The following is a 20,961-nucleotide window of genomic DNA, read 5'->3' as shown; positions in this document are numbered from 1 at the left end:
CGTGGTCCTTCCCGTGAGCGGAACGAGCGGCGGACGACCGGCGGTGGACGCGGGTGCCCGCGTCACCGCCCGGGGCTGGGGGTGGCGGCACGCCGGTCGTCGCCTGCCCGCCGTCTCGCAGCTCGACCTCGACGTCGCCCCCGGTGAGCGCGTGCTGCTGCTCGGCGCGTCCGGCGCCGGCAAGTCGACGCTGCTCGCCGGCCTCGCCGGGGTGCTGGGCGGAGACGACGAGGGCGACGAGGCCGGCGACCTGCTGGTGGACGGCCGCGCCCCCGCCGAGCAGCGCGGCCGGGTCGGCCTCGTCCTGCAGGACCCCGACTCGCAGGTCGTCCTCGCCCGCGTGGGCGACGACGTCGCGTTCGGCTGCGAGAACCTCGGCGTGCCCCGCGACGAGATCTGGCGCCGCGTCGGGCACGCCCTCGACGCCGTCGGGCTCGACCTGCCGCCGTCCGCGTCCACGTCCGAGCTGAGCGGCGGCCAGAAGCAGAGACTGGCGCTGGCCGGGGCCCTCGCCATGCGTCCTGGCCTGCTGCTCCTCGACGAGCCGACGGCCAACCTCGACCCCGAGGGCGTCGTCGAGGTGCGCGACGCCGTGGCCCGCGTCGTCGCCGACACCCGGGCGACGCTGGTCGTCGTCGAGCACCGCGTGTCGGTCTGGCTGCCCGTCGTCGACCGCGTCGTCGTGCTCGACTCCGGTGGGGGAGTCCTGGCCGACGGTCGCCCCGACGACGTGCTGCGTGCCGAACGCGACCGCCTCGTCGCCGCCGGGGTCTGGGTGCCCGGCGCCGCGCCTCCTGCGCCCGTCCGGTCGCGCACGACCGGTGACCGGTTGGTGACGGCGTCGGGTCTCGACGTGGGGCACAAGGGGCCCAAGGGCCGCGCGGTGGCCACGGGCATCGACCTCACGGTCGTCGAGGGGCGGGCGCTCGCGGTGACCGGCACGAACGGCTCGGGCAAGTCCACGCTCGCCCTCACCGTCGCGGGGCTGCTCGCCCCCGTCGCCGGAGTCCTCGAGGCCACGCCGTCGTTCGCCGACGGCGCCGGTCCGTCTCCGATCCGATGGAAGCCCCGACAGCTGCTCACCCGCGTCGGCACCGTCTTCCAGGACCCGGAGCACCAGTTCCTGACGGCGACCGTCCGTCGTGAGCTGGCGGTGGGGCCGGAGGCGCTGGGCGCGTCCCCGAGGGAGGTCGCGTCGCGCGTCGACCACCTCCTCGACCGCCTGCGTCTCGACCACCTGGCCGGTGCGAACCCGTTCACGCTCTCGGGCGGCGAGAAGCGCCGGCTCTCGGTCGCGACCGTGCTCGCCTCGCGCCCGTCGGTGCTCGTGCTCGACGAACCGACCTTCGGGCAGGACGCCCGCACCTGGCACGAGCTCGTGGTCCTGCTGGCCGACCTGCTCGACGAGGGCCGCGCGGTCGTCGCCGTGACCCACGACGCCGAGTTCGTGGCCGCCCTAGCCGACGACGTGCTCGACCTGAGCGCCCACGCCCGCCGCGCCGACCCCGTCGAGGCGCGTCGATGAGCGTGCTCACCCCGGTCGTGGCGACCGGCGTGGTCGGGCGCGTCAACCCGGTCGCGAAGCTGCTCGCCGCCGTCGTCCTCGCGCTCGCCCTCCTGCTGTCGATCGACTGGGTCTCGGCCGGCACCGCTCTGCTGCTCGAGGGGCTGTTGCTGCCCTTCGCCGGTCTGTCGGCCCGGCAGCTGCTCGCCCGTTCGGCGCCGCTCTGGATCGCCGCCCCGACGTCGGTCGTCGCCATCGCCCTCTACGGACGCGACGGCGGGGCGTCGGTGGTCGAGTGGGGGTTCCTCTCGGTGACCGAGGGGTCGCTGGCCCTCGCCGGCGCGATCGGCCTGCGCATCCTCGCCGTCGGGGTGCCGGGCATCGTGCTGTTCGCGACGACCGACCCGACCGACCTGGCCGACGGTCTCGGGCAGGTGTTGCGGCTGCCGGCGCGTTTCGTGCTGGGGGGACTCGCCGGGTTGCGTCTGGTCGGGCTGTTCATGGACGACTGGCGCCAGCTCGCGTTGGCCCGACGTGCCCGGGGCGTCGCGGACTCGGGCGGTCCGATCGGTGCGCTGCGGCGGTTCGGGCAGCAGGCGTTCGCGTTGCTCGTGCTGTCGGTCCGACGCGGCAGCAAGCTCGCCACCGCCATGGAGGCCAAGGGCTTCGGCAGCGACGCCCCGCGCACCTGGGCGCGTCCGTCGTCGTTCGGCCTGCGGGACGTCGTCCTCGTCGCCATCGGCGTCGTCATCGCCGCCACCTCGGTGACCGCGGCCGTCCTGGCCGGCACGTGGGAGTTCGTCCTTGCCTGAGCACGTCGCCGTCGACGAGGCCGTCGACGTCCTGCTCCGCCGAGCCGAGGAGGCGCGGGTCGGCTCGCGTCGCGTGGTCCTGTTGATCGACGGCCGCTCGGGTTCGGGCAAGACCACGCTCGGCCGTGCGGTGGCCGCCGCGTGGCCCGACGACCGGCTGGGCCCTGCACGGCTCGTGCACCTCGACGACGTCTACCCGGGCTGGTACGGGCTCGAGGCGGCCTCCCGGGCGCTCGAGACGTCCATCCTGTCGCCGGTCGCTCCGGGATGGCAGCGGTGGGACTGGGAGCACGACCGCGCGGGGGCGTGGGAGGTGCTCGACCCGGCCGTCTCGCTGATCGTCGAAGGGGCCGGGGCGGTGACCCGCGCCTCCTCGTCGCTCGCCGACGTCCGCGTCTGGCTGGAGCTCGACGCGGACACCCGTCGGCGACGGGCCCTCGACCGCGACGGTGCCGCCTTCGAACCGTGGTGGGACGTCTGGGCCGCTCAGGAGGATCGGCACCTCGCGCGCTCGTCGCCCCGGGAGCTCGCCGACGTGGTCGTCTCGGCCGGGTGGTCGCCGACCTCAGAGCACGCCCCGGGCTCGGAGCAGGTCGCCCAGGACGGGTGACACGGCGAGTGCGAACGCGGTCGTGAGGTGGACGCGATCCTCTTTCACGGGGACGTCGCCGACGAACGCCGGACAGAGGTCGCTGACGCAGGTCAGCACACGCAGGTCGACCAGCACGCCGCCGATCGACTCGAGCACGTCCTGATCGGCGGCCGCGCGGTCGATCCAGGTACGGGACGTCCGGGAGATGCAGTCGACGGGGCTGCCCCCGCGCCGGAAGCACGACGCGATGTCGGCGTCGTCCGGCGGCGGAGTGAGGACGACGACGGACCCCGCGGCCTCGGCCAGGCGCCGGGCGTAGGCGCCGAAGCCCTCGGACCACCGATCGGGCGTGATCGTGCCGCCTCCGTCCTCGGAGAGCGTCTGGTACGAGTTGGTCACGAGGACGACGTCGGGGTGCGTCTCGTCGATCAGGGCGAGGGTCTCGTCGTTGTGCGCCCGGCAGGACTCGAGGATGCCCGTGACGTCGTTCTGGACGCGGATGTCGACGAACGGGCAGGCGAACTTGGCCCGGTTGACGAGGGTGAACCCGCTCTCGGCCGACTCGGCCAGCGGGACGAGCGCGTCGAGGTGGTGCATCGCCGTCGAGTCCCCGACGAGCACGACGGTGGTGCTCGCCGAGGGAGAGGTCCACGAGCAGTCGTCCGGGGTGAGGCCCTGGGCCTCGGCGTCGCCGCAGGCGAGGTGCGGGCTGCCGGTCCGCGTCCCGTCGAGGACCGACTCGATGCTCGGGTCGAGCTCGGGCCACGAGGTCGCGGACAGCGCCCTGCTCACCTCGCCGGACCACTCGTCGACCGACGGGACGTCGAGGCCGTCGAGGCCGTCCGTCCCGCCGGGCTCGGCGGGCTCGCCGGGCTCGCCGGTCGTCCCCACTGCGGCGCCGTCGGGGCCTCCGTCGGTCGACGCGGAGGGCAGGACGGGTGGAGCAGCGGCGGGGCGGACGGCGTCCACGGCGAGGGCGGTGGCCGTGAGGGCGGCCACCGCGAGCAGCGCGGCCCCTCCGCGCCGGTAGGTCGATCGATGGTCTCGTCTCCACCGTCGCCAGGCGTGCCCGGGTGGTCCCGGCTCGAGCAGGGGCGAGGTGATGAGCGGCCGTTCGACCAAGTGGTAGGTCAGTGCGGACAGGACGAGGGTGGACACGAGGACGGCCGGCCAGAGCCGGGCCGGTTCGTCGCCGAGCAACGACGTGCCGACGACCAGGGCGACGAAGTGCCAGAGGTAGATCGAGTACGAGAGGTCTCCCACGATCATCACGGGCCGGCCGGCGAGGGGCCCGAGCCACGGTGTGCCGGCGCACCCCGTGCCCGAGGCGAGGACGAGCAGCGTGGCCGCCACGGGCAGCAAGGCGCCGGGGGCCGGGAACGGGACGGTGCCCGTCGTGACCCAGGCCGAGGCCACGACGCCGACGATTCCGACCCACGCCAGGGCCGGACGGAGGGCGGCGGGGAGCCGGGTCATCGCGGAGGCCGCCGTCGCGAGGAGCGCTCCGAGGGCGAGCTCCCATGCGCGGGTCAGGCTCGAGAAGTAGGCGACGGTCGGCGACGTCGTGGACTGGTGCCAGGCCCACGCCAGCGATCCGAGCACGAGCACCAGAAGCAGGACCCCCAGGGCGACCCTCGGGACGGTCGGCCCCTTCCGTCGCCGGGCGACGGCGACCGCGGCGACGACCACGACGGGCCAGACCAGGTAGAACTGCTCCTCGACGGCGAGGGACCAGTAGTGCTGGAAGGGCGACTCGGGGCCCTGGGCGGCGAAGTAGTCGGTCCCGGTGGCGGCGAAGTGCCAGTTCGCGAGGGACGCGACGGACCAGAGCGCGTCGATCGCCGCCGACGCCCCGCGGGACGAGCCGACGACGAGCCAGGTGGCCGCCGTGCCCAGGACGAGCACCAGGACGCTCGCCGGAACGATGCGGCGGATGCGTCGTCGCCAGAAGGCCGCGACCGAGATCCGTCCGTGACGATCGGCCTCGCGCAGCAGGAGCCCCGTGATCAAGAACCCCGACACGACGAAGAACACGTCGACCCCGACGAATCCACCGGCGGGCCGCCCCGTGACGTGCTCGAGGACCACCATCGTCACGGCGAGGGCCCGGAGGGCCTGGACGTCGAGACGGTGGGCGAGGGCGGGACGGCGAGAGGCGATGTTCTGGTCGATGGTGTGCACCCGATCTTCTGACGACATGTGGTGAGGCATATATTACCCACGCTCGTGTACCCTGCCGTCATGACTGATCCACTCGACCAGACGCCGATCCGATCGCGTCGCGGTTTCCTGCTCGTCGGTGCGGCGGGCATCGCGGCGGCCGGTGCCGCGGCCGTCGCCCCCGGCACCCGTGCCGCTCGCGCCGCCGACGGGCCGGCAGCCGACGCGCCGCCAGCCGACGGTTCGGGGGCGTCGCCGGCTGCGGAGGTCGGGACGTCGGACGACCGCACGGGGGTCGACGTCCGTGACCACGGTGCCGCCGGCGACGGTCTGACCGACGACACCGCCGCGTTCACCGCGGCCGTCGAGGCGGCCAGGGTGGTCCGGGGGCGTGTGCTCGTCCCGGCGGGCACGTACGTCGTCGACTCCGTCACGGTGCCCCTGTTGGTCTCGATCCAGGGCACGGGGGCCGATGTCAGTCGCTACGGGGCCTCGACCGACGGTGGCGTCACCATCCGGCACCTCGCCCGTTCGACGAGGCCGATGGTCGTCGTCGACGGGAACGGTGTCACGCTCGAGGGGCTGACCCTGCAGGGCAACGGCTCGGCGGCACCCCTCGTCCAGGTCGTGAACGGGTTCGAGTCGCGCTTCGACAGGGTGCAGTTGGCCGGCGTGGCCGGAACGGCCCTCCTCGTCGAGCGCGTCAACAACAACCTCTGGTCGGACCTGTTCGTCAACAACTGCGGGTCGGCCGACGCGGCCGCGGTCGTCGTGCGGTCACCGGCGTCAGGTGGGTCGAACACGAACACGTTCACCTGCGTCAACCTGCACATCGAGGGCAGTGCGAACGTCGCCCTCGATCTCGCCTGGGGTTCGACCGCCGAGTACTTCGTCGAGTTCGTGAGGCTGATCGCCCCGCACATCGAGACGTTGCAGCGGGCGGGATCGGGCGGTGACGCGACCGTGCGCATCGGCAACGTCCGGCAGATCGAGTTCGTCGCCCCGACGATCTACGGTGGCCCGGGTCCCCTGATCGAGCACTACGAGAGGCGACGTCGTGGCGTCGACATCGACGGCGGCATCCGCCTGCTCGGCGGTGCCCTGCTCGGCGCGGACCCTGCCCAGGTCGGAGCGTCGACCGTGCTGGTGCGGCTGACCAAGGGCGACGACTTCGCCCTGGTGGGCACCCGTCTCGGTCGCTTCACGCAGGCAGGGGTCGAGTTGGGGGAGGGGTACGGCTCGCGGTTCGCCGTCGATCCAACGACACGGATCGCCACGACCGGCTCGGCCGTCGACGTCGTCGACCGACGAGAGGTCGAGGCTCGGCCGCTCTGGGCCTGGGGTGGCGACCTCGCGGTCGGACGTCGGTTGCTGGGTGCCCTCGGTGGCCCCTCGCCCGTGGCGTCGGCCATGGGGCGGAACGGCGACGGCGCCCCGGTTCCCACCCTGTCGGGTTCCGATCTGAGGGGAACGGTCGGCTTCGGTTCGGGTCGGGCCCGTCGTCCCGGCACGCAGGTGCGGGTCCGCTATTCGAAGCCCTTCACCACGGCGCCGGTGGTCTCGATCTGTCCGGCGTCGAACACGGCTGCGTCCGCCCAGTTCTTCGTCGTCTCGCGACCCGACGCCTTCGACGTCGAGATGGTCGGTGACCTCGAGGAGGGCCTCTCGGCCGACGCCTACCGGTTCACGTACCAGATCATCGGCTGACGGCGGCCTCCGTCAGGCCCAGCCGAGTTCGTGCAGTTGGTGGTCGTCGATCCCGTAGAAGTGGGCGATCTCGTGGACGAGCGTGACGTGGATCTCGTCGGCGAGCTGGTCGAGGTCGTCCACGGCGGCGAGGTGCGGTTCTCGGTAGAGGATGACCCGGTCGGGTAGTTCGCCGAAGCCGTACTGTCCACGCTCGGTCAGGGCGACGCCGTCGTAGAGGCCGAGCAGGTCGAGCGTGCCGTCCTCGGGGCGGTCTTCCGTGACGAACACGACGTTGTCGAGCCCGTCGACCATGTCGTCGGGCAGCAGATCGAGTTGGTCGACCACCATCGCGTCGAAGGCCTCCGCGCTCACCTCCGCCGGGTCGATGCCTGCTGCCGGTCGTTCGTCGGCATCCAGCGCGTCATCGCCGTTCTCGGGGGAGTCGTCCACCCTCTCACTCTCGCACGCCCACACGGCCTGTCGCTGGACGCCGCCCCATGCCCGCGACGAGCGCAGCGATGCGGCAACCCGCCAGGCCGTGACCGCGACGAGCGCAGCGAAGTCCCGACCCACGACGTCTCGGATGCGCTCGCGCATCCGAGACCAAAAGGCCCCAGAACCCAAAAAATCCCCTGCCCATCGGAGGGCAGGGAATTTCATTTGGGTGAGTAACGGGGCTTGAACCCGCGGCCTCCTAGACCACAACCAGGCGCTCTACCAGCTGAGCTATACCCACCATGTGTCGTTTCCGACGATGCTGGCGACTGCCGAGGCGATCGCAACGAGAAGACTCTACTACAGCCGGGGGGCCCATTCGTCCACGACGGCCTTCGAGATCGCCTGGACGTCCTCGGTGGTGGGACCCGGGTCGGCGACGAATCCGGCACGGCGGTAGTACTCGAGTTCGCGGATGGATTCGAGGATGTCGGCCAGGGCTCGGTGTCCGCCGTGTTTCTGCGGAGCGTTGAAGTACACGCGGGGGAACCAACGGCGGGCCAGCTCCTTGATCGAGGACACGTCGACGCTGCGGTAGTGCAGGTGGCCGTCGACGCGCGGCATGTACTTGGCGAGGAACGCGCGGTCCGTGCCGATGGTGTTGCCGGCGAGGGGCGCGTGCTGCTCGGTGGGCACGTACTTCAGGATGTACTCGAGCACCTCGAACTCGGCCTCGGCGAGGCTGACGCCGTCCGGGATCTCGTCGATGAGGCCGGACGAGCGGTGCATCTCTGTGACGAAGTCGCCCATGTTGTCGAGGGCGGACTGGTCCGGCTTGATGACGATGGCGAAGCCGGGGTGCACGGGCTTCAGGTCGAAGTCGGTCACGACCACGGCCACCTCGACCAGTTCGTCGACCGAGAGGTCGAGCCCGGTCATCTCGCAGTCGATCCAGACCAGTCGGTCGTTGCTCGTAGCCATTCCGCGAGTCTAGTCCGGTGCCCTTCCGGCACCGCGCCTCCTGCACGGGACCAGGGCAGGAGGCGCGGTGCGGTGCGGTCAGATCGCCTCGCCGGCTCCGATGGCCTCGGCTTCGACGCGAGCCGGTTCGGGGCCATCGTCGACCCGGCGCAGGGCCCCGCGGGCGGCTACCACGACGACGAAGGCGACGGCGACGCTCGCGGCGGCGAACACGTAGGCGGCACTCGGGTCGATGGTGTCGGCGAGCAGGGTCGCGACGGGCGGGGCCACGGCGCCGCCGAGGAAGCGCACGCCCGAGTAGGCGCTAGACGCGACCGAGCGGGGCAGGTCGGTCGCCTCCATGACGGACTCGGTCAGCACCGTGTTGAGCACGCCGAGCACCAGGCCGCCGACCACCACGCAGACCACGAGGGCGGCCGGCGTCCGGACGACGACCGCGGCGGCGACGAGGTCGAGCGCGAGCAGGGGGAGTGCGATGCGCAGCACGGTCGTCCGACGCAGGCGTGCGGTCAGCAGCGGGGCGACCCAGACCGAGGTGATCGCGAGGCCGACGCCCCAGCCGAAGAAGGTGAACCCGATGCCGAGAGCCCCGAAGCCCAGCGGGTACGGCGTGTACGCGAGCAGGACGAAGAATCCGATGTTATAGAAGAGGGCGGTCGCCGCAAGGGCGCCGAGGGCCGGGCGACCCAGGGCGCGGAACGGGGCCGACAGCGTCGTGGGCGTGGGTTTCTCCATGGCGTCGCCCTTGAGGAACAGCACGATCGCGATGAAGGCGATCGCCATCAGGGTGGTGACGCCGAAGAACGGGCCGCGCCAGCTGACCGAGCCGAGCAGGCCGCCGATCAGGGGGCCGATGGCGATGCCGAGTCCGAGGGCCGCCTCGTAGAGGATGATCGCCGAGGCCGTGCCGCCGGACGCCGCGCCCACGATCGTCGCGAGGGCGGTCGAGATGAACAGGGCGTTGCCGAGCCCCCAGCCGGCACGGAAGCCGATGATCGACCAGACGTCGCCACTGGTGGCGGCGAGCAGGGCGAAGAGCACGATCAGGGCGAGCCCGATCAGCAGGGTGCGCTTGGCGCCGAGTCGACTCGACACCCAGCTGGTGAAGAACATCGCCACGCCCGTGACGGCGAGGTAGCTCGTGAAGAGCAGTTCGGTCTGGGTCGGGCTGGCCTTCAGCGACTCGGCGATGGCGGGGAGGATCGGGTCGACGAGCCCGATGCCCATGAAGGCGACGACACAGGCGAAGGCGATGGCCCACACGGCGGTCGGCTGCTTCAGGATGCTCGGCCCGGATTCGTGCGCGATGCCGGAAGAGGACGAGGAGCTCGAGGCAGAGGCGCTCACGCGAACACCGCCTCGGCGTCGGAGTGGACTTCCGCGTGGCCGGCGGCGCGGTGGCCGACCCGCGACGCCAGGAGGCGCGTGGCGTGCTCGAGCACGGCCCACTCGTCGTCGTCCAGGTCGGCGAAGAGGCCGCCGAGCGAGTCGGCGAGTTGCCCCCGCCACTCGACGAGCGCCGCCGTGCCCTTGTCGGTGATGGCGATGAGCCACGCCCGGGAGTCGTCGGTGTCGGCGATGCGCTTGACGAGCTCGTCCTCGGCGAGGCCCCGGAGGAGCTTGGTCATGGTGGGCTGCGACACGCGGCTGGCCCGGGCGAGGTCCCCGACGCGGAGCTCGCCGTCGGTCGTCAGGATCGAGAGCGTGCGCCACACGGCGGGTGAGGTGGTGCGGCCGGTCTCCTGTGCGGCGATGCGCGTCAGGCGATGGGTCGACGTCAGGAGGGATTCCAAGATGTCTGTCGGCTGGGGAGTCATCCCTCAAGTGTATAGCCAAGCTATATAGGTTGGCTATGCATTGTCGCCGGGCGAAGCTGGGCGCCGACTCCGTGCCTCCTGGTAGACCTGTGGACATGACAGACAGCAAGCCCACCGTGGCCGAGGGTTCCGAGTACGTCGTCTTCTTCGACGGCGGTCCGAGCGACGGCTCCACCGACACCCGCATCAGCACCGACGGCTCGTACGACGAGCAGATCACCGATTTCGTGTTGGTCGACGGCATGGAGACCGGCATCGTCTACACCGCCACCGAGGCCAAGATGGTCGGCGAACAACTGCAGGTCCACTACTCGCTCGACGCGAAGGACAGCGACCCCGTCGTCGACCCGGAAGACCGAAACGACGACCGCGACAACTGACGTCGGCGGCCCCGGCCGCACCGACTCACCAGACCGCAGGAGGCGCGGGGGAAGTTTCCCCCGCGCCTCCTCGTTGTCCCCGGCATGATGCTCGAGCTCTACACGTCGGCCTTCTGCGGTCCCTGCCACGCGGCCAGGGCGGTCGTCGCCGAGGCGAAGGACCTCCTGCCCTCGCTCGTCGTCGACGAGGCCGACGTCGCCGCCCGGCCCGCCGACGCCGAACGGCGCGAGGTCCGCAGCACGCCCACCATCGTGGTCACGCGGGACGACGGCGAGGTGGTCTTCCGCTCACCGGGCGTGCCGACGTTGGACCGCCTGCTCGGGGCCCTGGCCCTCGCGATCTGATCGCGGGACCCCCGTCATGGAAGGCCCATAGGATCTCCGCGGCGTCGCCATCGACTGATGCGAGGCCGCTGATGGCGTGGCGACCGATCGTGGTCCCATGCCTGACACCGACATCCTGCGTCTCGACATCGTGGTGCCCGTCTTCGACGAGGCCGCCACCCTCGAGGCCAGCATCACGAGCCTCCATGACCATCTGACCCGCCACGTCACCGAGACCTGGCGCATCACCGTGGCCGACAACGCCAGCACCGACGGCACGCCGGCCCTCGCCGACGACCTCGCCCGACGCCTGCGGTGCGTGACCGCCGTCCACCTCGCCGAGAAGGGCCGAGGCCGTGCCCTCAAGCAGGTCTGGGCGGCCTCGCCCGCCGACGTGCTGGTCTACCTCGACGAAGACCTCTCCACCGACCTCTCTGCGCTCGGCCCGCTCGTCGCACCGTTGCTCTCCGGCCACTCCGACCTCGCGATCGGCACCCGGCTGAGCCGGTCGTCGCGGGTCGTGCGCGGCGGCACGCGGGAATTCGTCTCGCGCAGCTACAACTTCCTGCTGCGTCGCACGATGGGGGTCGGGTTCAGCGACGCCCAGTGCGGCTTCAAGGCGATCCGGCGCGAGGCCGCCGAGCGACTGCTGCCCCTCGTCGAGGACACCGGGTGGTTCTTCGACACCGAACTGCTGATCCTCGCCGAGCGCTCGGGCCTGCGCATCCACGAGGTGCCGGTCGACTGGGTCGACGACCCCGACAGCTCGGTCGACATCGTCTCCACGGCCGCCGCCGACCTCAAGGGGATGCTGCGCGTGGGCACGGGCATCGCCCGGGGCGCGATCCCGGTCCAGGCGGTGTACGACGCGATCGGGAGGCGTCCGTTCGAGCCGCCCGCGCCTCCGACGTTCTTCTCGCAGGTCGTGCGGTTCGGCGTCGTCGGGGTCGCCTCGACCGCCGCGTACGCGCTGCTCTACCTCGGCGCGCAGCAGGTGATGCCGGCCCAGGCGGCGAATTCCGTGTCGTTGCTCGTCACGGCCGTGGTCAACACGGCCGCCAACCGGCGGTTCACGTTCGGGGTACGGGGGGCGTCGGGCGTGGCGCGACACCAACTGCAAGGGCTGATGGTCTTCGTCCTCGCCTGGGCGCTGACCTCGGGGTCGCTCGTCGTGCTGCACGCCGCGGCTCCCGCGGCCGACGCGCAGGCCGAGCTGCTGGTCTTGACGGCCGCGAACCTCGTCGCGACCGTCCTGCGCTTCGTGCTCCTGCGCGTCTGGGTGTTCCGGTCGGAGGCGACGCACGTGACGCCGGGACCGGCCGACGAGCGGGTCGGTGTCGCCGACCCCGTGTCCGACCTCGCCACCCGCGTCGCCGCCGTGGCCGGCGACGACGACGTCACGGTGGTCGGTCGATGAGCGCCGGGACCACGCCGGTGCCGCTGACCGATCGACGCTCGCCGTCCGGGTCGGCCGGCCCGCGCCTCCGTCCGCTCGCTCGTCGCCTGGTGCGCGGGCGTGAGGACGCGGCACGGTGGGAGCGACCGGCGTTCCTCGCGCTGCTGGTCGCCACGGGGGCTCTCTACCTGGTGAACCTGTCGGCGAACGGCTGGGCGAACTCGTTCTACTCGGCCGCGGTGCAGGCCGGTTCGCAGAACTGGGAGGCGTTCCTCTACGGCTCGTCCGACGCCGCGAACTCGATCACGGTCGATAAGCCGCCCGCGAGCCTGTGGGTCATGGCGTTGTCGGTCCGGGTGTTCGGACTGTCGTCGTTCAGCATCCTGCTGCCCGAGGCACTGATGGGCGTCGCGACCGTCGGACTCGTCTGGGCCACGGTGCGGCGGCACTTCTCGGGCGTCGCCGCGTTCGTCGCCGGTGGAGTCCTCGCGCTGACCCCGGTCGCCGCGTTGATGTTCCGCTTCAACAACCCCGACGCGCTGCTCGTGCTGCTGCTGACCCTCGCCACGTACCTGACGCTGCGCGGCGTCGAGACGGGCCGCGTCCGTTGGGTCGTCTGGGCGGGCGTGGCGATCGGCTTCGGCTTCCTGACCAAACAACTGCAGGCGTTCGTCATCCTGCCCGTACTGGCCGGGGTGTACCTCGTCGCGGCGCCCGTCCTGCTGCGCAAGCGGCTGCTGCACCTGCTGGCCGCGCTCGGTGCGGTCGTGGTGTCGGCCGGCTGGTGGGTCGCCCTCGTCGAGCTGGTGCCCGCGGGCATGCGGCCGTACGTCGGCGGCTCGCAGACCAACTCGTTCCTCGAGTTGACCTTCGGCTACAACGGCCTCGGACGGCTCACGGGCGACGAGACCGGCAGCGTGACGGGCGGGGGCGGCGGCACCGGTGCCGCCACGACAGGCATGTGGGGCGAGACCGGCATCACCCGGCTCTTCACGGGCGAGTTCGGGGGCCAGATCACCTGGTTGCTTCCCGCCGCCCTCGTGATCGGCGTCTCGGCACTCGTGCTGCTCGGCTGGCGACACCGGACCTCGGCCCGTCGGGCGACCCTGCTGCTGTTCGGGGGCTGGACGGTGCTGACCGCCCTCGTCTTCAGCTTCATGTCGGGCATCTTCCACGCGTACTACACGGTGGCGCTCGCCCCGGCCATCGCGGTCGCCCTCGGGGCTGCGGCCGACGTGTTGTGGCGACGACGGGCCCGGTCGTGGGTGCGGATCGTGCTGGCGGCGTCGGCTCTGCTCACGGGCGTCTGGGCCTGGGTGCTGCTCGGTCGGGCGGAGTCCTGGCAGCCGTGGCTCCGGTACGTCGTCGTCACGCTCGCCGTCGTGGGCGCCGTGCTCGTGCTGCTGCCGCGACGGGGCCGGGCGCTCACGGCCGCGACCCTCGCCGTGCTGCTCACGGGCGGCCTGCTGGCTCCGGCGGCCTACTCGGTCGAGACCGTGTCGACGGCCCACACCGGTTCGATCGTCACGGCCGGGCCGACCGTGTCGGGTGGCACGGGCGGGTTCGGCGGTGGTGGCGCGGGTGGCGCGGGCGGCGCCGGCGGCTTCGGCGGTCGCGGCGGGGCCGCTGGTGGCGGGCCCGGTGGCGGGGCTGGCGGAACGCCCCCGCAGCTGCCGGGCGGCACCGGCGGGGGAGCGGGCACCGGCACCGGCACCGGCACCGGGGCCGGAACCGCAGGAGGCGCGGGTACGGCCACGCGCGGACTCCCCGGTGGCGGGGGCGGAGCCGGCTCGCTGCTCGGCTCGGGCTCGGTCAGCGACGAGCTCGCTGCCGTGGTCGGCGCGGACGCGGACCGGTACACCTGGGTCGCCGCGGCCGTCGGGTCGAACAGCGCGGCGGGCTACCAGCTCGCGACGGGCGACCCGGTCATGGCGGTCGGGGGGTTCAACGGCAGCGACCCGTCACCGACCCTCGCGCAGTTCGAGCAGTACGTCGCCGACGGGCAGATCCACTGGTTCGTCGGAGGTACCGTCGGGCAGTCGAACGGCGGCAGCTCCTCCTCGAGCGAGATCGCGGCCTGGGTCGAGGCGAACTTCTCCTCGACCGAGGTCGACGGGGTCACGCTGTACGACCTGACCAGCTGACCGACCGGACGTCGCCACCGGTCCGCCCGGCCGCCCCGCACCTCCGGGGCGCGCGAGACACCGCGTTTCGTGCACCGCACCGCGACTAGTCGGGGGTCGGTGCACGAAACGCGGTGCGGAGCGTGGCTGGACCGCTACCGGGACGGAGGAGCGGGCACGGTATCGTGGTCGGGTTCGCCCCCGTAGCTCAGCGGATAGAGCAGGAGCCTTCTAATCTCTTGGTCGCAGGTTCGATTCCTGCCGGGGGCACCACGCAGCCCATGATCTACGCGGTGCTTCTCATCTCTTGGTCGCAGGTTCACGGTGTGGATGACGCTGGCTGCCGGGGGCACCACGCGACACCCCCCCCGCACGACGACGCGCCCCCGACCGAGGTCGGGGGCGCGTGGTCGTTCGTTCGCCGGGTCAGTCGTCCGCGCGTTCGGGTGTCGTCCGGCGTCGGACCTGGCTCGCACTGACCGGCTGCTCGAAACGCTCGTCGTCCATCGCATCGTCGCGGGTGTCGTCGTGGCTCGCGTCACCCGGCGTGACCGCCGGTGCCTCGGGCGCGGACACCGGCGATGGTCCGGCCAGCGGGGCGGGAGCCATCGGTGCCCGGTAGGCCTCGTCGCCACCGCGAATCGGGGCATCGTCGAGGGCCGCGGGGCGGAGCGCTGCCGAGGGTGCGGCACCCGAAGGCGCGGAGGCCTCGGCACGACGCTGCTCGGTCGCCGCCGCAGCCCGCTGCTCGGCCTCCCAGGCCTTCTGCTTCGCGGCCGTGTCTCGGTCGACGTCGGCTTCTTCGTACTTCCAGCGGGCGAGATCGTCGCGGAAGAGCTTCTTGGCCCGCCCGGGGCGGTTCTGCCACTCGACGAGGCGGTCGCGGAGTTCACCCAGCGTCTGCTCGGACTGGAAGCTGAAGGACGCCGAATTGCGCTTGATCTCGGCCAGTTCGTGAGCCGCCCAGTCGGCGGCGAGGGTGCTGCCGGTCGCGGGCGACAGCCGCAGTCGGACGTCGGCTTCGTGGCCGAGGTGATCGGCATAGGCGCGCTCCTCGACTCCGAGCGAGCTGTAGACGGCACCCTTGCGGGCCGCCGAGACGAGGGCCGCGACCGCCGCCGCTTTCGCCTCGTCCTCGTGCAACGACACGACCCGCCGCGTGCTCGCCCGGCCGATGAGGGCTGCGACGATGCCTGCCACGACGATGGCGACGAAGGGGATCACCGCATCGGTGACGACACGCCACCCGTTGTCCGAAGAGAGCCATTCGACGAGATCGTTCCACCACTGCATGGGGCGAACACTACAGCCGAGGTCGAAGGTTGCACGGCTGCGACATGCTGTCGAGCCCGCCGTCGGGGACGCCGTCACGGTGCTCCGGCGGAGGCGTCGGGATCAGGCGAACCGGAAGCAGTCGGTGGCGTCGTCGCGACTCCAGAACTCGCCGATCTCGACGAACCGACGCTGACGGGGCAGGAACCGCTTGGCGCGGTAGCGATCACCCTGCGGGTCGTCGAAGCGCTCGACGTAGCCCACGATCTCGCCACCGGGTCGGGTCACCCGGGCGAGGTCGTCGTGCACCTGGACGAGCTGTAGGCCGCCCCGGGTCGAGCGCAGGGAGGGGAGGGGAACGCCCGCGTGAGCGTGCGGCGCAGGCGGGACGATCGCGTGGTCGAGGGTGCTGCTGGTCATGAGGTGCTCCTGAGGTCATCCGGCCGATGCTGTCGAGAACACCCCTGACGCTAGGGGCGACCACCGACATCGACGTCGGACACCTCGGACACCTCGGACACGTCGGACGCGTCGGACGCCTGGAGGGCGCGGTGCCCCGTCGGCACCGCGCCGTCCGGTCAGCGGCCGGTGCCGTCGACCGCCAGCGGCTCGATCGCCGCGAGCTCGTCCTCGGTCAGCTCGGCACCGTCGAGCGCGTCGAGGCTGTCGTCCAGCTGGGCCACCGACGAGGCGCCGATGAGGGCGCTGGTCACGGCGGGTTGGCGCAGCACCCAGGTGAGCGAGAGCTGCGCGAGCGACTGGCCCCGCGCCTCCGCGATCTCGTTCAGGCCGCGGACGCGGGAGAGGTAGGTCTCGTCGAGGGCGTCCTCGGAGAACCACCGGCCCTCGGCAGCGCGCGAACCCGCGGGAGCACTGCCCGAGAGGTAGCGGTTCGTCAGGAGGCCCCCGGCCAGGGGCGAGAACACGATCGAACCGACGCCGCGGGTCAGGAGGGTGTCGAAGAGCCCTCGCTCGGGCCGGCGGTCGAACATGTTGTACCGCGGCTGGTGGATCAGCAGGGGCACGCCCTCGGCGGCCAGGGCGTCGATCGCGGCCTCGGTCTGCGCCGGGTCGTAGTTGGAGATGCCGGCGTAGAGCGCCTTGCCCTGCCGGACGGCCGTCGCGAGCGCCCCCATCGTCTCGTCGATCGGGGTCTCGGGGTCGGGGCGGTGCGAGTAGAAGATGTCGACGTGGTCCATGCCGAGCCGCCCGAGGCTGGCCTCGAGCGAGTTGAGCAGGTACTTGCGCGACCCCCCGTCGCCGTACGGCCCGGGGGTCATGTCGTAGCCCGCCTTCGACGAGACCACGATCTCGTCGCGGTAGGGGCGCAGGTTCGCCGCGGCGATGCGACCGAACTGCTCTTCGGCCGAGCCGTAGGGCGGGCCGTAGTTGTTCGCCAGGTCGAAGTGGGTGACCCCCCGGTCGAACGCGCGCAGCACGATGTCGCGCTGCGTCTCGAGGCCCCGGTCCGAGCCGAAGTTGTTCCAGAAGCCGAGGGAGATGCGGGGCAGCCGGAGTCCGCTGCGGCCGGTACGGACGTAGTCGAGTCGTGAGTACCGTGCGTCGTCGGCGACGTAGGGCGTGAAAGGTGATCTCATGCGGTCAGCCTAGGGCGGGCCCTCGGCTCGGGAGTAGGTTCACGGGCATGACGACGTTCGTTCTGGCCGGTGGGTGCTTCTGGTGCCTCGACGCGGTCTACCGCACCCTCGACGGCGTCACCGAGGTGGTCTCGGGTTACACCGGCGGAGACACCGAGCGGCCGAGCTACGACGACGTGTGCACGGGCCGCACGGGTCACGCCGAGGCCGTCGCGGTCGGCTTCGACCCCGAGAAGCTCCCCGCCGACGTCGTCCTCGACGTCTTCTTCACCCTGCACGACCCGCGGCAGCTGAACCGGCAGGGTGCCGACGTCGGCACCCAGTACCGCTCGGCGATGTTCGCCGCCGACCACGACCAGGAGGCGCTCTTCCAGGCGGCCCGTGACCGTGCCTCCGAGGCCTGGGGCGGCGGTGTCGTCACGACGATCGAGCCGCTGTCCACCTGGTACGACGCCGAGGAGCACCACCAGGACTTCTTCGCCAAGAACCCCGGCCAGGGCTACTGCACCGCCGTCGCGCTGCCGAAGGTCACCAAGATCCGCAAGTCGTACGCGAAGTACGTGCTCGCCTCGTAGACGGGTCACGCCGCCCGGTGTGACCGACCGAGAAAGAGGAAAGGGGCGCTCGACGATGAGTGACCAGAACACCTTGCACCGACAGACCTGGGTGGCCGTGGGCCCGGCAGGCGCGGTCGGGACCATCCTGCGGACAGACGACGGCTTCACGGTGCGCCTGTCCGCGAAGGGAGCCGACGGCGGCGTCTACCCGAGCCTGGCCGTGGCCAAGAGCGCCCTGTTCGCGGCGTTGGGGCCCGGCGCCGACTACCCGGAGTTCCACGAACACTGAGCCCCGATCGTCCCCGGTCGTCCCCGGACGACCTGTCGTCGTGTCGTCCCCCGGGCGGCCCCCGCGCCTCCTTCTCCACAAGGAGGCGCGGGTGCCGTCCCGGGGGTCCCTCGCCCCCGCGAGACTCCCGACATGACAGACACCATCACCCTCACAGGGATCATCGCGACCGACCCCCGGGCCCTCGTCACGCAGACCGGCCTCTCCATCACGAGTTTCCGACTCGCCTCGACGCAGCGACGGTACGACCGCGTCAAGGGCGAGTGGATCGACGGCGAGACCAACTGGTACACCGTGACGTGCTTTCGTCAGCTCGCCGACAACGTGCTGGCCAGCCTCCGCAAGGGGCAGCGGGTCGTGGTCACGGGGCGCGTCCGCATCCGCGCGTGGGAGTCGGGCGAGCGCAGCGGCATGACGGTGGAGGTGGACGCGGACGCGGTCGGTCACGACCTCGTCTGGGGCAGGTCGACCTTCGAACGGCGGGTGGCGTCCGCTTCGTCCGCCACGGCGGGCTCCTCCCCGGCCGCGGGCGGGGGCGATCCCACCGTCGCCTCCGACGAGAGCGGCTCGGCACCCGAGACGGAGGCGGACCACGGAACCGGTCACGGAGGCCCTCCGGACGGAGCAGCGACGGATGCGTCGTCGGACCCCGACCGGGTGGCGATCCCCGACGACGGCGCGGACTGGGGTGCTCCCACGGCCGTCGGCGCGGACGAGGTGGCGGCCCCGTTCTGACCACCCCGGTGACGCCCGTGTCCCGGGCCCGTGGGTCGGCACGCCGTAGACTCCTCACGGCTCGCCGACCCGCGGCCGCCGCCAGCGACGAAGGGCCCCCGTGACCGGTTCGAGACCTCCACGCGGCCTGGCGCTCGCCGCGATCGTGCTGGCCGTGGCGATCCCCCTCGTGGGGTGCACCTCGTCGCCCGAGCCGTCACCGACGACGTCGTCCGTCGCCCCGTCGACGGACGCCCCGCCGTTCTCCTCCACGTCCACGACGGCCGAGGCGCTGGCCCACTTCGACGAGGTGAACGCCGCGACCGTCGCGGCGAACGCCCGCCCGGGTGGGCGCGCCGTCGTCGACGCGCTGGTGGCGGCCGGCTTCGACAAGTCGACGATGCAGGTCACCGCCGACACGACCTCGATCGGCCGCGACGCCGACAGCGTGCAGTTCTCGGTGCTCTGGGGTCAGGACTGCCTGATCGGGCAGGTCTCGGGCGCGGGCTACAGCAGCCAGACGGCGCCGGTCCTCGGCACGGGCGCCTGCCTCGTCGGGTCGACCCGAGCCATCGACTGGTGACGTCGGGGGCGGGGCCCCGCCCGATAGACTCGCTGTCATGGCCGAATACATTTACTCGATGGTGCGCGCCCGCAAGGCGGTCGGCGACAAGCTGATCCTCGACGACGTCACCATGTCGTTCATCCCGGGGGCGAAGATCGGTGTCGTGGGGCCGAACGGCGCCGGCAAGTCGACGATCCTCAAGATCATGGCGGGGCTCGACACCCCCAGCAACGGCGAGGCGAAGCTCAGCCCCGGCTACTCGGTCGGCATCCTGATGCAAGAGCCCGAACTCGACGAGACCAAGACCGTCCTCGAGAACGTGCAAGAGGGCGTGGGGCCGATCAAGCAGAAGCTCGACCGCTTCAACGAGGTCTCGGCCGCCATGGCCGAGCCCGACGCCGACTTCGACGCGTTGCTCGCCGAGATGGGCACCCTCCAAGAAGAGATCGACGCCGCCGACGCCTGGGACCTCGACTCCCAGCTCGAGCAGGCCATGTCGGCCCTCCGCACGCCTCCGGGCGATGCCGAGGTCGCGAACCTCTCCGGTGGTGAGAAGCGTCGCGTCGCGCTGTGCAAGCTGCTGCTGCAGAAGCCCGACCTGCTGCTCCTCGACGAGCCCACCAACCACCTCGACGCCGAGAGCGTGCTCTGGCTCGAGCAGCACCTCAGCAAGTACCCCGGCGCCGTGCTCGCCGTGACCCACGACCGGTACTTCCTCGACCACGTCGCCGAGTGGATCGCCGAGGTCGACCGCGGCCGCCTCTACCCCTACGAGGGCAACTACTCGACCTACCTCGAGAAGAAGGGCGAGCGCCTCCAGGTCCAGGGCAAGAAGGACGCCAAGCTCGCCAAGCGCCTCGCGTCCGAGCTCGAGTGGGTCCGGAGCAACGCCAAGGGTCGTCAGGCGAAGTCGAAGGCGCGTCTGGCGCGCTACGAAGAGATGGCGAACGAGGCCGAGCGCACGCGCACCTTGGACTTCGAAGAGATCGTGATCCCCGTGGGCCCGCGTCTCGGCTCACAGGTCATCGACGCCAAGAAGCTCCACAAGTCGTTCGGCGAGCGTGTGCTCATCGACGACCTGTCGTTCACGCTGCCCCGCAACGGCATCGTCGGCGTCATCGGGCCGAACGGCGTCGGCAAGACCACCCTCTTCAAGACGGTCGTCGGGCTCGAGCCGCTCGACGGTGGCGAGCTCAAGGTCGGCGAGACGGTCGACATCTCGTACGTCGACCAGAGCCGTGGCGGCATCGACCCCAACAAGAACCTGTGGGAGGTCGTCTCCGAGGGGCACGACTACATCCAGGTCGGCAAGACCGAGATCCCGTCGCGGGCCTACGTGTCGCAGTTCGGCTTCAAGGGTCCCGACCAGCAGAAGAAGGCCGGCGTGCTGTCAGGTGGTGAGCGCAACCGCCTCAACCTGGCGCTGACGCTCAAGCAGGGCGGCAACCTCCTCCTGCTCGACGAGCCCACCAACGACCTCGACGTCGAGACGCTGGGCAGCCTCGAGAACGCGCTCCTCGAGTTCCCCGGCTGCGCCGTGGTCATCACTCACGACCGGTGGTTCCTCGACCGGATCGCCACGCACATCCTCTCGTGGGAGGGCCTGAACGACGACGGGACGCCCAACTGGTACTGGTTCGAGGGCAACTTCGAGGCGTACGAAGAGAACAAGGTCGAGCGCCTCGGCGCCGACGCGGCGAAGCCGAGTTCGGCCACGTACCGCAAGCTCACGCGCGACTGACCGGCACCGCAC

Annotated in this window: 21 protein-coding genes and 2 tRNA genes; 14 read left to right on the top strand and 9 right to left on the bottom strand. The window is 71.7% G+C overall.

Annotated features, from left to right (window positions below):
- Positions 1-13: 13 nt before the first annotated feature.
- The 3 genes from IFT79_RS01075 to IFT79_RS01065 are packed head-to-tail and all read left to right on the top strand — an operon-like array spanning position 14 to position 2,926.
- Complete coding sequence (locus IFT79_RS01075; RefSeq protein WP_307785106.1) at positions 14-1,525, top strand: ABC transporter ATP-binding protein; 1,512 nt, start codon at positions 14-16, stop codon at positions 1,523-1,525.
- Complete coding sequence (locus tag IFT79_RS01070) at positions 1,522-2,316, top strand: energy-coupling factor transporter transmembrane component T family protein (protein WP_192122691.1); 795 nt, start codon at positions 1,522-1,524, stop codon at positions 2,314-2,316. Before IFT79_RS01075 ends, IFT79_RS01070 begins: the two co-directional genes overlap by 4 nt.
- Positions 2,309-2,926: an ATP-binding protein gene (locus IFT79_RS01065; protein WP_249407721.1), complete on the top strand. Its 618-nt coding sequence runs from the start codon at positions 2,309-2,311 to the stop codon at positions 2,924-2,926. The genes IFT79_RS01070 and IFT79_RS01065 overlap by 8 nt, the downstream gene beginning before the upstream one ends.
- Here the strand turns inward: IFT79_RS01065 and IFT79_RS01060 are convergent.
- A complete protein-coding gene (locus tag IFT79_RS01060; protein WP_192122690.1) occupies positions 2,882-5,107 on the bottom strand; it encodes an acyltransferase family protein in 2,226 nt (741 codons plus the stop codon). The two genes, IFT79_RS01065 and IFT79_RS01060, sit on opposite strands and share 45 nt — an antisense overlap.
- 42 nt (positions 5,108-5,149) lie before the next feature.
- Between IFT79_RS01060 and IFT79_RS01055 the strand changes: the two genes are divergently transcribed.
- Positions 5,150-6,775, top strand: coding sequence for a glycosyl hydrolase family 28-related protein (locus IFT79_RS01055; RefSeq protein ID WP_192122689.1), 1,626 nt, complete (start codon positions 5,150-5,152; stop codon positions 6,773-6,775).
- A gap of 12 nt (positions 6,776-6,787) precedes the next feature.
- Here IFT79_RS01055 and IFT79_RS01050 read toward each other — a convergent pair whose 3' ends face one another.
- The 5 genes from IFT79_RS01050 to IFT79_RS01030 form a co-directional block, all read right to left on the bottom strand.
- Positions 6,788-7,105, bottom strand: coding sequence for a metallopeptidase family protein (locus tag IFT79_RS01050; RefSeq protein WP_173154727.1), 318 nt, complete (start codon positions 7,103-7,105; stop codon positions 6,788-6,790).
- A 315-nt stretch (positions 7,106-7,420) separates the two neighbouring features.
- Positions 7,421-7,493 (bottom strand) — tRNA-His (locus IFT79_RS01045).
- Positions 7,494-7,552: 59 nt separating this feature from the next.
- Entirely contained in the window at positions 7,553-8,173 is a 621-nt protein-coding gene (orn, locus tag IFT79_RS01040) for an oligoribonuclease (RefSeq protein WP_123571875.1), read from the bottom strand.
- A gap of 78 nt (positions 8,174-8,251) precedes the next feature.
- Positions 8,252-9,520 carry an MFS transporter gene (locus tag IFT79_RS01035; RefSeq protein ID WP_192122688.1) on the bottom strand — a complete coding sequence of 423 codons (1,269 nt, stop codon included), beginning with the start codon at positions 9,518-9,520 and terminating at the stop codon, positions 8,252-8,254.
- Positions 9,517-9,990, bottom strand: a complete 474-nt coding sequence (locus IFT79_RS01030; protein ID WP_192122687.1) for a MarR family winged helix-turn-helix transcriptional regulator — start codon at positions 9,988-9,990, stop codon at positions 9,517-9,519. The genes IFT79_RS01035 and IFT79_RS01030 overlap by 4 nt, the downstream gene beginning before the upstream one ends.
- Positions 9,991-10,085: 95 nt before the next feature.
- Here IFT79_RS01030 and IFT79_RS01025 point away from each other — a divergent pair, with 95 nt between their 5' ends.
- The 5 genes from IFT79_RS01025 to IFT79_RS01005 all read left to right on the top strand — a co-directional run bounded on the left by IFT79_RS01025 (position 10,086) and on the right by IFT79_RS01005 (position 14,486).
- Entirely contained in the window at positions 10,086-10,370 is a 285-nt protein-coding gene (locus IFT79_RS01025) for an oligoribonuclease (protein WP_157485491.1), read from the top strand.
- 84 nt (positions 10,371-10,454) lie between these two features.
- Positions 10,455-10,715: a thioredoxin domain-containing protein gene (locus IFT79_RS01020; RefSeq protein WP_192122686.1), complete on the top strand. Its 261-nt coding sequence runs from the start codon at positions 10,455-10,457 to the stop codon at positions 10,713-10,715.
- Positions 10,716-10,812: 97 nt separating this feature from the next.
- Positions 10,813-12,111 carry a bifunctional glycosyltransferase family 2/GtrA family protein gene (locus IFT79_RS01015; RefSeq protein WP_192122685.1) on the top strand — a complete coding sequence of 433 codons (1,299 nt, stop codon included), beginning with the start codon at positions 10,813-10,815 and terminating at the stop codon, positions 12,109-12,111.
- Positions 12,108-14,234 carry an ArnT family glycosyltransferase gene (locus IFT79_RS01010; protein WP_192122684.1) on the top strand — a complete coding sequence of 709 codons (2,127 nt, stop codon included), beginning with the start codon at positions 12,108-12,110 and terminating at the stop codon, positions 14,232-14,234. The genes IFT79_RS01015 and IFT79_RS01010 overlap by 4 nt, the downstream gene beginning before the upstream one ends.
- A gap of 176 nt (positions 14,235-14,410) precedes the next feature.
- Positions 14,411-14,486, top strand: a tRNA-Arg gene (locus IFT79_RS01005).
- 153 nt (positions 14,487-14,639) lie between these two features.
- Here the strand turns inward: IFT79_RS01005 and IFT79_RS01000 are convergent.
- From IFT79_RS01000 to IFT79_RS00990, 3 genes are all read right to left on the bottom strand, one after another.
- The gene (locus IFT79_RS01000; RefSeq protein ID WP_192122683.1) at positions 14,640-15,506 is read right to left on the bottom strand and encodes a hypothetical protein; all 867 of its coding nucleotides are present in this window, start codon (positions 15,504-15,506) and stop codon (positions 14,640-14,642) included.
- A gap of 102 nt (positions 15,507-15,608) precedes the next feature.
- Positions 15,609-15,905, bottom strand: coding sequence for a hypothetical protein (locus tag IFT79_RS00995; RefSeq protein WP_236557023.1), 297 nt, complete (start codon positions 15,903-15,905; stop codon positions 15,609-15,611).
- Positions 15,906-16,063: 158 nt separating this feature from the next.
- On the bottom strand, positions 16,064-17,083 hold the full coding sequence (locus tag IFT79_RS00990; protein WP_173152568.1) for an aldo/keto reductase: 1,020 nt from the start codon (positions 17,081-17,083) through the stop codon (positions 16,064-16,066).
- Positions 17,084-17,130: 47 nt separating this feature from the next.
- On the opposite strand from IFT79_RS00990, the gene msrA reads away from it, so the two are divergent.
- The 5 genes from msrA (at position 17,131) to ettA (ending at position 20,949) form a co-directional block, all read left to right on the top strand.
- The gene (gene msrA / locus IFT79_RS00985) at positions 17,131-17,658 is read left to right on the top strand and encodes a peptide-methionine (S)-S-oxide reductase MsrA (RefSeq protein WP_159826945.1); all 528 of its coding nucleotides are present in this window, start codon (positions 17,131-17,133) and stop codon (positions 17,656-17,658) included.
- 55 nt (positions 17,659-17,713) lie between these two features.
- A complete protein-coding gene (locus IFT79_RS00980) occupies positions 17,714-17,929 on the top strand; it encodes a methyltransferase (RefSeq protein WP_159826943.1) in 216 nt (71 codons plus the stop codon).
- Between the two features lie 132 nt (positions 17,930-18,061).
- Positions 18,062-18,664 (top strand): single-stranded DNA-binding protein, encoded by a 603-nt coding sequence (locus IFT79_RS00975; protein ID WP_123571869.1) that lies wholly within the window; start codon positions 18,062-18,064, stop codon positions 18,662-18,664.
- 100 nt (positions 18,665-18,764) lie between these two features.
- Positions 18,765-19,226, top strand: coding sequence for a DUF6993 domain-containing protein (locus IFT79_RS00970; protein ID WP_123571868.1), 462 nt, complete (start codon positions 18,765-18,767; stop codon positions 19,224-19,226).
- Between the two features lie 37 nt (positions 19,227-19,263).
- Complete coding sequence (ettA, locus tag IFT79_RS00965) at positions 19,264-20,949, top strand: energy-dependent translational throttle protein EttA (RefSeq protein WP_056048420.1); 1,686 nt, start codon at positions 19,264-19,266, stop codon at positions 20,947-20,949.
- Positions 20,950-20,961 lie beyond the last annotated feature (12 nt).

Origin of the sequence: Frigoribacterium sp. CFBP 8759, assembly GCF_014841655.1 — a bacterium.
Classification (GTDB): domain Bacteria; phylum Actinomycetota; class Actinomycetes; order Actinomycetales; family Microbacteriaceae; genus Frigoribacterium.
Note: the sequence above shows the minus strand (reverse complement) of the source record. Positions and strands in the feature narration are given on the sequence as shown.